The sequence below is a fragment of the Paenibacillus sp. G2S3 genome (genome assembly GCF_030123105.1).
Classification (GTDB): Bacteria; Bacillota; Bacilli; order Paenibacillales; family Paenibacillaceae; genus Paenibacillus_AQ.
Genome location: NZ_CP126095.1, coordinates 4813886 through 4827440, shown reverse-complemented (window position 1 = coordinate 4827440; position 13555 = coordinate 4813886). Strand labels below are relative to the sequence as shown.

Below are 13555 nucleotides of genomic sequence, written 5' to 3'. Positions count from 1 at the left end.
ATAAAGAAAGCGAGGCAATTTCATGAGTAAATCTCATCAACAACAATCGGGGCATACAAATATTTGGTTTTTCGCACTGGAATTAGGTTTTTTTGCAGGATTAATTTGGGGTGGGCTTCATTGGCTAGTCTATTGGTTAAGTTTTACCAAAGTCAGTCCTGGCTTTATGGCAGAGCCTTTTTTCAGACATGAGTTTTTGACAACAGCGTTTGGACATTTCGTGGGATATATGATGTTTATTGTATTTTCAGTCATCGCTTCCATGCTCTATGTACTACTTCTGCGCAAGCTGAAAGGACCTTGGCCTGGGCTGGTCTACGGCATTTTATGGTGGTCGATAATATTTATTCCTGGTTCTCAGATGTTTCTTATGCAGCCCCCATTCAAGCTGCCATGGAACACGGTCATTAGTGAGTTCTGCATTTTTCTACTATGGGGAATGTTCATTGGATATACAGCAGCAATTGAGTATACGGACGAACGGAAGCGTGAGCAAAGTACAGCGCTTGCCTAACGGCGCGAAAAAACTTCTCAAGGGGATATCCCTATGTTAAAATACAATGTGGCTATTTCGAGAGGAGAATGAAAATGGGTAACAAGCGTGTCTCCAAGCTGCGTAAGGTTTTGCAGGATAAAGGATTGGATGCAATGTTGATAACTAGCGGTTATAACCGCCGCTATTTAAGTGGATTTACCGGATCGTCCGGTTATGTACTGGTGACAAGTGATGATTGTTATCTGCTGACTGACTTCAGGTATATGACACAGGCCGCGGACCAAGCAATGGGGGTTAAAGTTGTAGAACATGCAACTAAGTTCATTGATACAGTTCGTGAGCTTCTGCCTTCTGGTAAAGAGGTACGTATCGGTTTCGAACAGGATGAGGTTTCATTCAGCGCGTACACCTCATATGCAGAAGCACTTAAGCCAGCAGTGTTAGTTCCAATTTCCAAAGCTGTGGAAGACCTTCGTATGTTCAAGGATGAGGAAGAGCTTGCGGTTATGCAACGTGCAGCAGATCTGGCCGATGCTACATTCAGTCATATTCTGAACGTGATCAAGCCGGGTATGACTGAGCGCGATGTTGATTTGGAAATGGAATTTTATATGCGTACCCATGGTGCAACTTCTTCATCGTTTGATACGATTGTTGCTTCAGGCGAACGTTCGTCCATGCCGCACGGCGTAGCAAGCAGCCGTGTAATTCAAGGCAATGAATTCATTACCCTTGATTTTGGTGCATTACTTGATGGCTATTGCTCAGATGTGACAAGAACCATCGCTCTCGGAGCACCGGATCCGAAGCTGAAAGAGATCTATGATATTGTGCTGGAAGCTCAGCTACATACCTTAGCACATATCAAACCGGGTATGACCGGACGGGAATGTGATGCCTTGGCACGTGATATCATTGCTAGCTACGGATATGGTGAACAATTTGGACACAGCACAGGTCATGGACTTGGAATGGAAGTTCATGAGTGGCCGCGGTTGTCCAAGCTTAGTGACGATATTATGCAGCCGGGGATGGTCGTAACTGTGGAGCCTGGTATCTATTTGCCGGGAATTGGCGGAGTACGTATTGAAGACGACATTGTGATCACGGAGAGCGGAATATCGCTGCTGACCCATTCGTCTAAAGAATATACAGTACTGTAAGTAAGTGGGATGTATTAGCTTAATTATGAATTTTGGAGGGATTTTTAGTGATTTCAGTAAATGATTTTAAGACAGGTTTGACCGTAGAGGTAGAAGGAGATATTTTTACCGTTATTGATTTCCAACACGTTAAGCCAGGTAAAGGCGCAGCTTTTGTTCGTTCCAAGCTTAAGAACTTGCGTAACGGTAACACAGTAGAGCGCACATTCCGTGCAGGTGAAACGATTGGCCGTGCTATTATCGAAAACCGCGGTGTACAATACCTGTATGCAAGTGGATCGGACCATGTATTCATGGATAACGAAACTTATGACCAATTCGAATTGTCCGAAAAGCAATTGGAATGGGAATTGAATTTCCTTAAAGAGAACATGACTGTAAACATCGTTAGTTACAAAGGTGAGATTCTCGGAATCAACCTTCCTACCAGCGTAGAGTTGAAGGTTGTTGAAACTGAGCCTGGCGTTAAAGGTAACACGGCTCAAGGCGCTACGAAATCGGCCAAGCTCGAAACCGGACATAGTGTTCAGGTTCCATTGTTCATCAACGAAGAAGACATCTTGCTCATTGATACTCGTGAAGGTAAATATATTTCCCGCGCGTAGGAAACAGAACAATAACCTAGATATTACCAGAACAGCCTCCCCGTTTATACGGTGGAGGTTTTTTTATGAAAAGTAACGGATAAATGTGTTAAGGAAACCTCACATTAAAATACTGGAAGATGAGTAAAATAAGCACAGCTTAAGGGTTGATGCTGCCCTTATCTTTTTTTATACAGCGGAGAAATTTAATAAATTTTTTATGAAACCATTAACGCAAGGCACTGTTTTCGTATTATACTGATTTAAAGCGGGAAACCGATTAGAAGCAACTACATAGACCGATATGGGGAGTGAATGGGACTTTGTCACTTTATGTTATGAAATTCGGAGGCAGCTCCGTCGGCGACACTGAACGAATGAAACGCGTCGCCAAGCGCATCGCAGACAAGCAAGATGAGGGACATCGCTGCGTTGTGGTTGTATCTGCAATGGGGGATACAACAGATGATTTGATCGATACGGCGAAGCAACTAAACGGGCAGCCGCCCGCACGTGAAATGGATATGTTGATGACGACAGGAGAACAAATCTCCGTCGCTCTATTGTCCATTGCCCTGCATGGGATCGGGCGGAATGCAGTTTCTTATACAGGATGGCAGGCTGGATTCCGAACAGACGAAACCCACGGCAGAGCTCGCATCAATGAAATTGACCCACGTCGTGTATTAGCGTCTTTGGAACGTGAACAGATCGTGATCGTTGCAGGCTTTCAGGGGATGACTGTGGACGGTGAGATTACCACATTAGGCCGTGGTGGTTCGGACACTACAGCCGTAGCATTGGCTGCTGCTATTGAAGCAGACGTATGTGAGATCTATACCGATGTAGATGGTATCTACTCCACAGATCCACGTATCGTGAAGACGGCACGTAAGCTGAAGGAAATCTCTTACGATGAAATGCTAGAGCTTGCCAATCTGGGAGCAGCTGTATTACATCCACGTGCAGTGGAGTACGCTAAGCGTCATCAAGTTAAGCTGGTCGTTAGATCGAGCTTTAATCATAATGAAGGTACCGTTGTGAAGGAGGAAACAAGCATGGAGCAGGGAATCGTAGTTAGTGGTATTGCATTTGATAAGAATGTAGCACGTGTCAGTATTCTTGGAGTTCCTGATGTACCAGGTGTACTCGCTCAGGTCTTCGGCAAGCTCGCTGAAGAGGGCGTTAACGTAGATATCATCGTACAAAGTGGTGTACAGAATGAGCAGGCTGACTTCTCATTTACAGTTTCTCTTGATGAGCTGGATCGGGCGAAGGAAGTTATTAAAGAAATTCATAAAACTTTGCCTTATCGTGAAGTTACCTCCGAGGATAACCTGGTGAAGGTATCTATCGTTGGTGCTGGTATGGTCAGCCATCCAGGGGTAGCTGCTCAAATGTTTGATGTACTCTCCCAAGAGGGTGTAAGCATCAAGATGGTCAGCACTTCTGAGATCAAAGTATCTTGCGTTATTGAATCAGGCAATTTGCCATCTATCATACAGGCGCTTCATACCGCCTACAATCTTGATACAACTGAGCAGGCTTTCGTCGGAGGTCCTAAGGATCGCCGATAAGAACTGCTGGGGAAATAAAAAGGGATGCTTACAGCTAAATGGCTGTAAGCATCTTTTTTTATTGTTTAGGAAATTATACAATACAAAAAATGTGGATAACTCCGAAGAAAGAGGAAGGAGGGGTGAACGTGAAGAAGCAGGAGACATGAAATAAACGAGGAGTCATCCGTCAGATTCTAAAAACCGAGCGGAACTTATATCCTCCGAAATGCATGTTTTAGTCGAGCCTACGGACAAATGTATACGGAAAATCGAATACAATATGCCGCCAGTAACGTAAACGAGCCAAATGTATGCGAAAAACCGAATACAATGTGCCGCCGGTAACATAAACGAGCCAAATGTATGCGGAAAATCGAATACAATGTGCCGCCGGTAACATAAACGAGCCAAATGTATGCGAAAAATCGAATACAATGTGCCGCCGGTAACGTAAATGTGCCAATTGTATGCGGAAAACCGAATACAATGTGCCGCCAGGAACGTAAACGAGCCAAATGTATGCGAAAAACCGAATACAATGTGCCGCCGGTAACGTAAACGAGCCAAATGTATGCGAAAAACCGAATACAATGTGCCGCCGGTAGCGTAAACGAGCCAAATGTATGCGAAAAATCGAATACAATGTGCCGCCGGTAACGTAAATGAGCCAGCGCTGTTATTCGCCCCAGATCACCCGGGAAGGGGCTTGTTATTAGGAATAAGTGCAATACGGTCCGTCCCTAATATATGTGCTCATTTCATCGAAATAAAGTCATTCGGTCCGTAAGCGGAACCTCACTACGAAGGTGTATATGGATACGAGTATGGAATTACGGATGTACTCAGCTTGTAACTCTACCTCCAAGGACGACGTCAGGCGTTTTTCTTGTTTAGACTTATAAACCGAGTTTGTTGCGATATTCCTGCGGCGTTATGCCGTAATGCTTCTTGAAGAGATGAATGAAATAGCTGGGTTTCTGATAGCCAAGCAGGTTTGAAATTTCATAGATTTTTTCAGGTGATTGCTCTAACAAGAGGATTGCTTTCTCCATACGAACACGAAGCGTATATTCACTGATTCCTTCACCAGTCTCAAGCTTGTAAATCTTCGAGAGATATGAAGGATTCAGAAATACACTTGAAGAGATCGTCTGTAGCGAAGCTGTACCCGGGTTCTGCGCGATGTAATCCTGAACCTTGCGGATAATGGAGTTTCGGGAATCCTTCTCCACACTGCTGACCGAGCGGCGGTAGCTGGCGATGACCCGTTCACTCCAGTTGCGTAGCTCATCGACTGTTTGCATAGGCTGCCCGCTAGTAACGGTGTAGAAATCTTCACCGATCGTGTCGGCCAGCCATTTTTTTGTGCGATGAATAAGAGAAGAAATGGAAGAGGCAATGGCAAAATAAGCTTCAAGGATATGCTCTTGCGAGTCTCGCCATTCTTCTTCCAGCTCTTTCAGGATTGCCGCCAGCTTCTCGTTGGCTGCTTCCCATTGACCCATTTCCAACAGCAAGCCGAGGGTCGGCGTTAGGTAGAGCTCATTTAGCTGTTGCATTTCACCGCGGTTCGGATCCTTGGCTAGTGAGATGAACAATTCCGTATCCCTTCCGATAAAATGCCTGAAACTCGCCAGTGAGGACTGATACATGGTCCGGATATTTTGCGGGAATTGGCCTCTTTTACTCGTTAGAACGGATACGCCCACCTTTAAGTAGGATTTAGCCGCACGTTGGAGCTGAAAGGCTTGTGTTTCAATCCAGACGTCGAGTTCTTCTTCGTCGCTTATCTTTGTTGGTTCCATCGTATTTGGAAGGGACTTGTCTGACAGTAAGCAGACGATAAATCCGTGCATATCTGTACAATGCCATAGCACCATACGGGGGCCGAACAGCTCAGCGGCAATGTTAGTCAGAGCATATTCAATGAGTGTTTCATCACTCTGATCGTACTCGCCTTCTGTTGTGTCGATCCTCAGCAGCATCATGCTATAGGAAGCACCTCTGGTAATGGGGACTTCATACAGTTGAAGTTTTGTTGAAAGTGGACCGATGGCAGGGTCCTGCTTGCCGGTAATCAGATCTCGCAGTAGATATTCCCGCAGCTTAGGGAGCTGCTCTCTAAGCGTATAATTAATTTTTTGGATCGAAATGATCTCCTGCCACTCCTGTTCAAGCTCGTCTAGTGCTTTGCGAACGGAGCTCATTAATTCTTCGTCTTCAACAGGTTTAAGTAGATAATCACTGGATCTCAGCTTTAGCGCCTGCTTGGTATATTCAAAATCGGCAAAACCTGTGAGCAGAATGCATTTAGTATGTTTCCAGTTACGTTTGATTTCGGCAATGAGATCGAGCCCAGACATTCCCGGCATGCAAATATCAGTCACAACGACGTCTATTGAATGTTCATAGAGTAGTTCTAGTGCTTCACGTCCAGAGTAGGCTTTATGAACAATGTCGACGCCTATTTCGTGCCATGGAAGCATATCAGCTAAATCATCTGCAAGTGCTGTCTGATCATCTATGATTAACAGTTGGTGCATTTCATGTTCCTCCTTGCTGTAAGCTAATTATGAGGCACTATCGTAATCTGACTGATTAGGCCAGTACAGCTGGGTCTCAACTCCGCCTTCCTCCCGCCTGATAATACGCAGCCCAGCTTCTTTCCCAAACTGCAGTTGTATCCGCTGCCGTGTATTCCATAAAGCACAGCCCTTATCTTCGACAGGAGGAAAGGCAATTTGCCGCTGCAATGAGATAAGCTTTTCTTCCGTAAGACCAATACCGTCATCCTGTACTGCGATAATATTATACTCTTCGTTGACATAGGCACTGATATGAATACTTCCGCAGCCTACCGGTTCTATACCGTGCAATACGGCATTCTCAACCAGTGGCTGAAGGATAAGACGGGGTAGCTTAAGCCCTGCAAAGTCACTGGGGATATCAATCTTGTATTTTAAATCCTGAACTTTGATCGCCTGAATGGCTAGGTAGCTTTGAACCAAATCGATCTCCTCTTTCAGCTCAGCCGTTTGCCGCTCTGAATAGGTAGTATAGCGGTAATATTTACTGAGGTGCATCGTCAGCTGCATAACCGTCTCTTTCTCACCTAGTCGCGTCAGACTGCGAATGAGTGTGAAGCAATTGTATAGGAAATGCGGATTAATCTGTGATTGCAACTGCTTCAGGTTAGCGTCCCTTGAAGCAATCTGCTCCAGGTAAACATTCTGTATAAGCTGTTCAATTTGTGTGGCCATATCATTAAAGCTGACCAGTAGAAAGTGAAATTCGTTATTTGGATGCAAGACATTGATCGTTGTGTAATCCCCACGTTTGACTCTGCGTACTCCACGAATAAGTTCACGAATAGGCACTTGAACGGTGTTGTATAGAAAGTACGCTGCGATAGTACTACCTACAAGCAAGAAGAAAATCGAGCCGTAGAATAAATAGCTGTTTGTTGTAATCGGCCGCACTACATCCTGAATTGGCAAATAATCTACCAGATATTGTCTGAGCTCCGGCATCCAGACGCAACTGACAGCGTATTCGCTTCCGGAGAGTGTAAGTCGAGTGAACGGATGTTTAGCGAGCACCTTCAAATCGATCTTTTCAATCAGTTCTTTCTGTAGCTTCTCATCCGCATCTATGGCTTGTATCACACTATGATCGGACGAAATAAAGAAAGGGTCGCCTTTCCCTCCTTTTTTGAAACGATCCAGCGCCTTGATCAAATCCGTGGCAGGAAAGCTCATTTCTACAATTAGCTTCGCCTGCTCCAAGGAGGAATTAAATGGCTCGGTAATATGACGAACAAAGCGTTGCTGCCCACGATAGAAGGAGGGTACATCGGTCGTTACTTTCCAAGTCCGAGAGAAGTTGCGTCGTAGTTGGTTGTTGTCAAACACATTGGAAACATTGGAGGAAACAAAAGTTCGTGTGTCGGGGGCATAGATGCTAAGGGTTGTGTCCCATGTTGAGGAAGCGATTACAAGTTTCAGCTTGTCATCAATTTTGAGCTTTTCATTAGTCTGCTCATACAGTGTCATAATTTCGATGAATTCGAGCGCGCGTACATTGATATCTTCGCTGAGGATGAGTCCGCCTTTAGAGAGCTGTCCAGCGACATTGTCAGTCTGCACGGCAAAGTATGTAAGATCCTTGTACATCGATTTCTCAATTTCGTCCGAGACCACGCGCAGGCTTGTCTGGTTGGAGAACCAATATAGTCCCACGAGTGGAATTAGTAGGATCAGGACCAAAGAGATGATTTTTGTAAATGTATTAAAGCGTGTGTTCATGCTTGCGACTCCTTCGCTTCATGAAGTAAGGAAACAAAAAATCAGGCATTGTTCCAAAATTCTCGGCGCAGACGACCTTATAAGGCGATTGTATACTTACTATTGCAGGATGATGTTGCAGATGTCAATCCTAAAAAAATGACGGTAGAGAGGATTATGGGGATGGAAACAGCAAAAAAGATGAATGTAAAAGGCACACTGGTCTCACGGCCCTGGCTGAAAGGATTCCTAAAACGAACATGGCCACTCCATGTAATGTTGATACCTGCTGTTGTGCTTCAGTTCATCTTTGGTTATTTGCCACTTGGAGGACTTGTGATCGCTTTCAAAGACTTCAAGCCTTATGACGGAATATGGGGATCGAAATGGGTTGGACTTGAACATTTTCGCTTTATGTTTGAATACCCGGACAGTAAGAAAGTTATCGTTAATACCGTTCTGATCGCCGGTTTGAAAATTATATTGAATGTCATCGTGCCGTTTACATTTGCGCTTCTGTTGAATGAGGTCCGGAGAAATTCGGTTAAAAGAACGGTGCAAACGCTCGTATACTTACCTTATTTCATCTCTTGGGTATTTCTCGGAGGCATCTTGACGGATATGTTATCCGCCGACGGGATGATTAATTCCGTATTACAGAATTGGTTTGGCATGGAGCCCATCCTATTTCTAGCCAGCGGCAACTGGTTCCGATTTATCGTGGTGGTGACCGATGTGTGGCAACAATTTGGGTATGGTACGATCGTCTATTTGGCAGCGTTAGCCGGAGTGAATCCATCTCTCTATGAAGCGGCGGAGGTAGATGGTGCGAACCGTTGGAGACAGACGCTAAGCGTAACGATTCCATCGCTGGTACCTATCATCATTGTCGTTGCGACTTTGGCTATTGGTAATATTCTTAACGCTGGTTTTGACCAAATCTTTAATATGTATAACCCGCTAGTTTACGATAAAGGCGATATCATTGATACGTTTGTATACCGGACTGGTATATTAAATGGCCAGTACAGCTTCGCTACGGCTGTTGGCGTGTTTAAATCATTGGTTGGCTTTTTACTCATAGTGGTTGGTTACAGAGTGGCATACAAATTGGCGGACTATAAAATATTCTAGGAGGTTCAGGGATGTATTACAAAACAAGAGGATACCAGCTGTTCACAATACTTAACTATTGCATACTTGTCATTGCTGGACTGCTCTGTATCCTACCGATTATTCATATTTTAGCGATCAGCTTCAGCGCAAGCGCACCGGCTAATGCTCATCTGGTCGGACTCTGGCCAGTCGATTTTAATATCGAATCCTACACTAAAACCTTGAACAATCCCAATTTCTTGCGTGCATTCTTTATTTCAGTGGGTCGGACGATTCTGGGTACATTTATGACCATGAGCGTGATTACCCTTGCCGCTTATTCATTATCTAAAGATTCGTCAGTACTCAAAAGTCGTAACATCTACGCTTGGTATTTTGTCTTCACGATGCTGTTCACAGGCGGGATGATCCCTTTATATATGGTCGTACGGAATTTGCATATGATGGATACGATCTGGGCGCTTGTGTTACCGGGTGCAGTGCAAGTATTTAATATGATTCTGCTCATGAATTTCTTCAAGGCTACGCCAAAAGAGCTGGAGGAGGCTGCATTGATTGATGGAGCAGGGCACTTTACCGTGCTGTTCCGTGTGTATCTCCCATTGGCTATGGCTTCCATTGCCACATTGTCGTTGTTCTCGGTGGTAGGTAGCTGGAATGCGTGGTTTGATGGTTTACTATATATCAACAATTACCGTAACTATCCACTTGCTACATTCCTACAGACGGTTATTGTATCGCAGGATTTCAGTAAGCTGACTGCGAATCCTCGTGATCTGCTGAATATCTCTCAGCGCACAGTGAAAGCTGCACAGATTTTCATAGGCATGCTGCCAGTACTGTTGATTTATCCATTCCTGCAGCGGTTTTTCGTGAAGGGAATCGTATTAGGAGCGATTAAAGAGTAATAGTAAAAAGATAAAAAAATTAGTATCTGCACCAAATATCGGGTATTTCCAAATTTTTCATCGAGAATTATAGTTTGATATGTAGAGCAGGGGGAAGCGCTCTCAATACGTTCTAGGGGGAAAAGAAGAAAATGCAATACAAACGGATAAGCAACATAATGCTGGTTACGATAATGACGCTAAGTCTGGCGGCTTGCTCAAGCAATAATAACAACAGTCCGGCAGCTTCAAACGATGCGACAAAAAAAGAAAACAGCACCACTGATAATGCGGCACAGCCAAAAAGTAATGTTGACGAAACCGGTTGGGATGGCAGTAAATATGTTGAGCCAATCACACTTACAACAGTTAAGGCTATTGGTAACAACTATTACTATAAAACCGGCGAGAGTATGGAGAACAACGTACTTAACACTTACATGAAAGATAATCTAGGCATTGATGTAAAATATGATTGGGTTGTCACCGACACCAACCAAGCCTATCAGACGAAGATTAGACTTATGTTGTCTTCAGGTGATAAAATGCCGGACGTGATCACTTACCGCGGCGATATGGAAACGGTCAATATGCTGATTGACTCCGGACAGTTCACAGATGTTGGTGGATTGATCGACAAGTATGCTGGCGATGTATATAAGAAGGGTATGGAGCTTAATCCGGATACATTGTTACCAGTAACACGCGATGGCAAGGTTATGGCGCTTCCGGTTCTGGATTACGCTTATAATGACGACATGGTGCTCTGGCTGCGTCAAGATTGGATGGATAAGCTGGGTCTGCAGGCTCCTAAGACACTAGCTGATTTTGAGACCATCATGGACGCTTTTGTAAACAAAGATCCTGATGGCAACGGTAAGAAGGATACGCTTGGTCTTGCGACGGGTTTCAAAAACACTTACTTGAACTGGATTGCTGATATTAGCTGGTTGTTCGGTGATTTCGGTACACTGCCAGAACAATGGAACAAAGGTGCAGATGGTACGCTGAGCTACGGTTCGATCGATCCAGGTGCTAAGCAGGCGCTTACTACACTGAAGACATGGATGGAAAAAGACTACATCACCAAAGATGCAGGTCTTGTCGATGAAAATGGTGGCTATGAACAATTCACCAAAGGTCAAGCGGGTGCAATTGTAGGCCGTAACTGGCTTCCTGACTGGCCGTTTGGCGATCTGCTGAACAACGTTCCTGGTGCCAAATATAAAGCTTATGCTATTCCGGCAGGTCCTGATGGCAAAATAGGAACACAAAGTGGTAATCCGTCTGTTAACGGATGGATGCTAATCAATAAGGATTCGAAGAATCCTGAAGCATTGCTGCGTTATTATAACTTCTTATTCGATAACTGGGCGAATCCACAAAAGGGTAGCATTTTCGAAAATGGCTTTGCTGAAGGTTATGACTATGCCAAGCAAGCAGATGGTACTGTAGTCAAAGATCCAGCGAAATATCCAGATCTATTCCCAGGCTATGGTGATCGTACACATTTGGTTGAGCCTATCTACTATTCCCTTACTTTTGATGGTGCTCGTGAGCCAGGATTGTACGCAGAAACAATGAGCAAGCTGGCAAACGGTGATACGCCGGAAACACCGTATGAGATTGCAACCGCTGCGGTTCGTAAACCGGAGAACATTGAAGCGATGAAGATCGTCATGGAGCAGAAGGATATCCGTATGAAGAATTACTTCCAAGGACCTCTGACCGAAACCATGAAATCCAAGAATGAGTTATTGAAGAAACTGGTACTCCAAACGTACTCCAAGATCATTTATGGTCAATCTCCTATCGAAGAGTTCGACACGATGGTGGCTAACTGGAAGAAATCTGGTGGGGATCAAATTACTAAGGAAGTGAATGACTGGTATATTTCCGCTAGTAAAAAATAAGTAAATAGCATCACTTATAAATGAAAAGGAACGCTGCAGATTTGAATGCAGCGTTCCTTTTCATTTATATAACAGCATGGGAGATGAGCCCCTGAATTTATCCTAATCGTTTGAACCGGCCCTGAATCTCTACAGTCTCCACAACATTGACGAAGGAGCTTGGGTCTGCCTCGAGAATAGTTCTCCGCAGATTTGCAAGTTCATACCGAGTCGTTACCGTCATAAGCATGGTATTTCCCTCATGACTGTATCCACCCTCTGCATTGACGACAGTGATGCCATGAGGTAACTCTCTGAGACGGATTAGCATCATCTCCCGTTCTTTGGTAACGATGAAGCAGGTTAGCTTCACATGGCGAATATGGATCATATCGACTACTCTACTCTTTACAAAAATACAAAGCATAGCGTATAAGGCGGAATCCCAGCTTTTAAAGAAGCCTAAACTCAGAATAACTAATCCATCCATTAAGAACATGATATTCCCCATGGGAATATCCCGTTTACGTGAAATAATTGAGCCTAATATATCAAATCCCCCAGAAGAGCCCCCAGTACGGAGAGAAAAACCAACGCCGCCAGCAATAATTACTCCGCCAAAAATACTTGCAAGAATCGGGTCCTTGGTCAATTGCACCTCAGGAATAATAGTCATGAACCAGGTGGTAGCCACGACGGAAAGCAAGCTTAGTAAGATATATTTTTTCCCCACTGCAATAAATCCCCAGACAATTAAAGGAAGGTTTATTACAAAATAAAGCTTAGAGATATACTTCGGATCCGTTAAATAACCGACGACCGAAGCCACCCCTGCTACCCCACCGCTCAGAAGCTGATGAGGAATTAGAAACAATCGCATCCCACTTGCAACTAAAAAGGCTGAAAAAATAATGATAGCTACTTCCTTAAGTGGTTTGACTACGGTCCGCATGTTTTGCGGTAACCCGTAACTTCGAACTTGCATGACACAAATCCCCTCTTTTTCTTATGTCTTTATAGTCTGCTCTTTTTGAAAATATAAACCCACTATATTTCCAATTAACAAGGATACCACAGATGGAAGTGTTCGTAAAAAATAATTTTATCGTACTGATTATATTTATTTATATAGGGGTGCACTATGAACTCTTTCACAGTAGGACTTGTAATTCTGTCATTTCTTCTTGTCTAAAGTGAGTAATTCTCGCATATCCATGGATAAGAGAAGGACAAACAAGCCCTGAATATCATTTGGTATGAATTAGTAAAAGTTAGGAGTGAAGTGGATTGGACAAGTATGTAAGCTGGATGGCGACTCTTCGGCTGTTCTCAGGTAGTGCGGAGATTATAGCTGCACTGATTATGCTGCGGTTGAATCAGGTAGATAAGGCGCTCGCAGTCAATTCTGGACTAGCTTTGGTAGGACCAACGATCTTGATATTGACGACAGCAATCGGACTTACAGGGATGGCTCAGCAGTTGTCCTGGAGCAAACTGGGCTGGGTCGGCTGTGGTGTAGCCTTTCTCTTAATCGGGATTCTAAAAAAATGATAGATGATAGGCATATTGAGCGCG

The 13555-nt window shown here is 44.2% G+C and carries 11 protein-coding genes; 8 read left to right on the top strand and 3 right to left on the bottom strand.

What is annotated here, in order from left to right; genetic code table 11:
- Positions 1–22: 22 nt before the first annotated feature.
- From QNH28_RS21295 to QNH28_RS21280, 4 genes are all read left to right on the top strand, one after another.
- Positions 23–514: a YqhR family membrane protein gene (locus QNH28_RS21295; protein WP_283908433.1), complete on the top strand. Its 492-nt coding sequence runs from the start codon at positions 23–25 to the stop codon at positions 512–514.
- Positions 515–588: 74 nt separating this feature from the next.
- Positions 589–1659: a M24 family metallopeptidase gene (locus tag QNH28_RS21290; protein ID WP_283908432.1), complete on the top strand. Its 1071-nt coding sequence runs from the start codon at positions 589–591 to the stop codon at positions 1657–1659.
- A gap of 47 nt (positions 1660–1706) precedes the next feature.
- Entirely contained in the window at positions 1707–2264 is a 558-nt protein-coding gene (efp, locus tag QNH28_RS21285) for an elongation factor P (protein WP_042129835.1), read from the top strand.
- A 302-nt stretch (positions 2265–2566) separates the two neighbouring features.
- Positions 2567–3820, top strand: coding sequence for an aspartate kinase (locus tag QNH28_RS21280; RefSeq protein ID WP_283908431.1), 1254 nt, complete (start codon positions 2567–2569; stop codon positions 3818–3820).
- An 878-nt stretch (positions 3821–4698) separates the two neighbouring features.
- On the opposite strand, the gene QNH28_RS21275 is transcribed toward QNH28_RS21280, so the two are convergent.
- Together QNH28_RS21275 and QNH28_RS21270 are read right to left on the bottom strand one after the other, a co-directional pair.
- Positions 4699–6345, bottom strand: coding sequence for a response regulator transcription factor (locus QNH28_RS21275; protein ID WP_283908430.1), 1647 nt, complete (start codon positions 6343–6345; stop codon positions 4699–4701).
- A 27-nt stretch (positions 6346–6372) separates the two neighbouring features.
- Positions 6373–8106: a sensor histidine kinase gene (locus tag QNH28_RS21270; protein WP_283908429.1), complete on the bottom strand. Its 1734-nt coding sequence runs from the start codon at positions 8104–8106 to the stop codon at positions 6373–6375.
- 180 nt (positions 8107–8286) lie between these two features.
- Between QNH28_RS21270 and QNH28_RS21265 the strand changes: the two genes are divergently transcribed.
- The 3 genes from QNH28_RS21265 (at position 8287) to QNH28_RS21255 (ending at position 12001) form a co-directional block, all read left to right on the top strand.
- Positions 8287–9219: an ABC transporter permease gene (locus QNH28_RS21265; protein ID WP_283912222.1), complete on the top strand. Its 933-nt coding sequence runs from the start codon at positions 8287–8289 to the stop codon at positions 9217–9219.
- Between the two features lie 11 nt (positions 9220–9230).
- Positions 9231–10109 (top strand): carbohydrate ABC transporter permease, encoded by an 879-nt coding sequence (locus QNH28_RS21260; protein ID WP_283908428.1) that lies wholly within the window; start codon positions 9231–9233, stop codon positions 10107–10109.
- Between the two features lie 158 nt (positions 10110–10267).
- Entirely contained in the window at positions 10268–12001 is a 1734-nt protein-coding gene (locus tag QNH28_RS21255; RefSeq protein ID WP_283908427.1) for an extracellular solute-binding protein, read from the top strand.
- Positions 12002–12098: 97 nt separating this feature from the next.
- Here QNH28_RS21255 and QNH28_RS21250 read toward each other — a convergent pair whose 3' ends face one another.
- Positions 12099–12965 carry a YitT family protein gene (locus tag QNH28_RS21250; RefSeq protein WP_283908426.1) on the bottom strand — a complete coding sequence of 289 codons (867 nt, stop codon included), beginning with the start codon at positions 12963–12965 and terminating at the stop codon, positions 12099–12101.
- A gap of 302 nt (positions 12966–13267) precedes the next feature.
- On the opposite strand from QNH28_RS21250, the gene QNH28_RS21245 reads away from it, so the two are divergent.
- Positions 13268–13531 carry a YqhV family protein gene (locus QNH28_RS21245; protein WP_371915730.1) on the top strand — a complete coding sequence of 88 codons (264 nt, stop codon included), beginning with the start codon at positions 13268–13270 and terminating at the stop codon, positions 13529–13531.
- Positions 13532–13555: the final 24 nt, after the last annotated feature.

Excerpts from the sequence above, each read along its gene's own strand:
- QNH28_RS21290 (WP_283908432.1), top strand. The coding sequence starts at position 589 with ATGGGTAACAAGCGTGTCTCCAAGCTGCGTAAGGTTTTGCAGGATAAA.
- QNH28_RS21295 (WP_283908433.1), top strand. The coding sequence starts at position 23 with ATGAGTAAATCTCATCAACAACAATCGGGGCATACAAATATTTGGTTT.
- QNH28_RS21265 (WP_283912222.1), top strand. The coding sequence starts at position 8,287 with ATGAATGTAAAAGGCACACTGGTCTCACGGCCCTGGCTGAAAGGATTC.
- QNH28_RS21260 (WP_283908428.1), top strand. The coding sequence starts at position 9,231 with ATGTATTACAAAACAAGAGGATACCAGCTGTTCACAATACTTAACTAT.
- QNH28_RS21270 (WP_283908429.1), bottom strand. The coding sequence starts at position 8,106 with ATGAACACACGCTTTAATACATTTACAAAAATCATCTCTTTGGTCCTG.
- QNH28_RS21275 (WP_283908430.1), bottom strand. The coding sequence starts at position 6,345 with ATGCACCAACTGTTAATCATAGATGATCAGACAGCACTTGCAGATGAT.
- QNH28_RS21255 (WP_283908427.1), top strand. The coding sequence starts at position 10,268 with ATGCTGGTTACGATAATGACGCTAAGTCTGGCGGCTTGCTCAAGCAAT.
- QNH28_RS21250 (WP_283908426.1), bottom strand. The coding sequence starts at position 12,965 with ATGCAAGTTCGAAGTTACGGGTTACCGCAAAACATGCGGACCGTAGTC.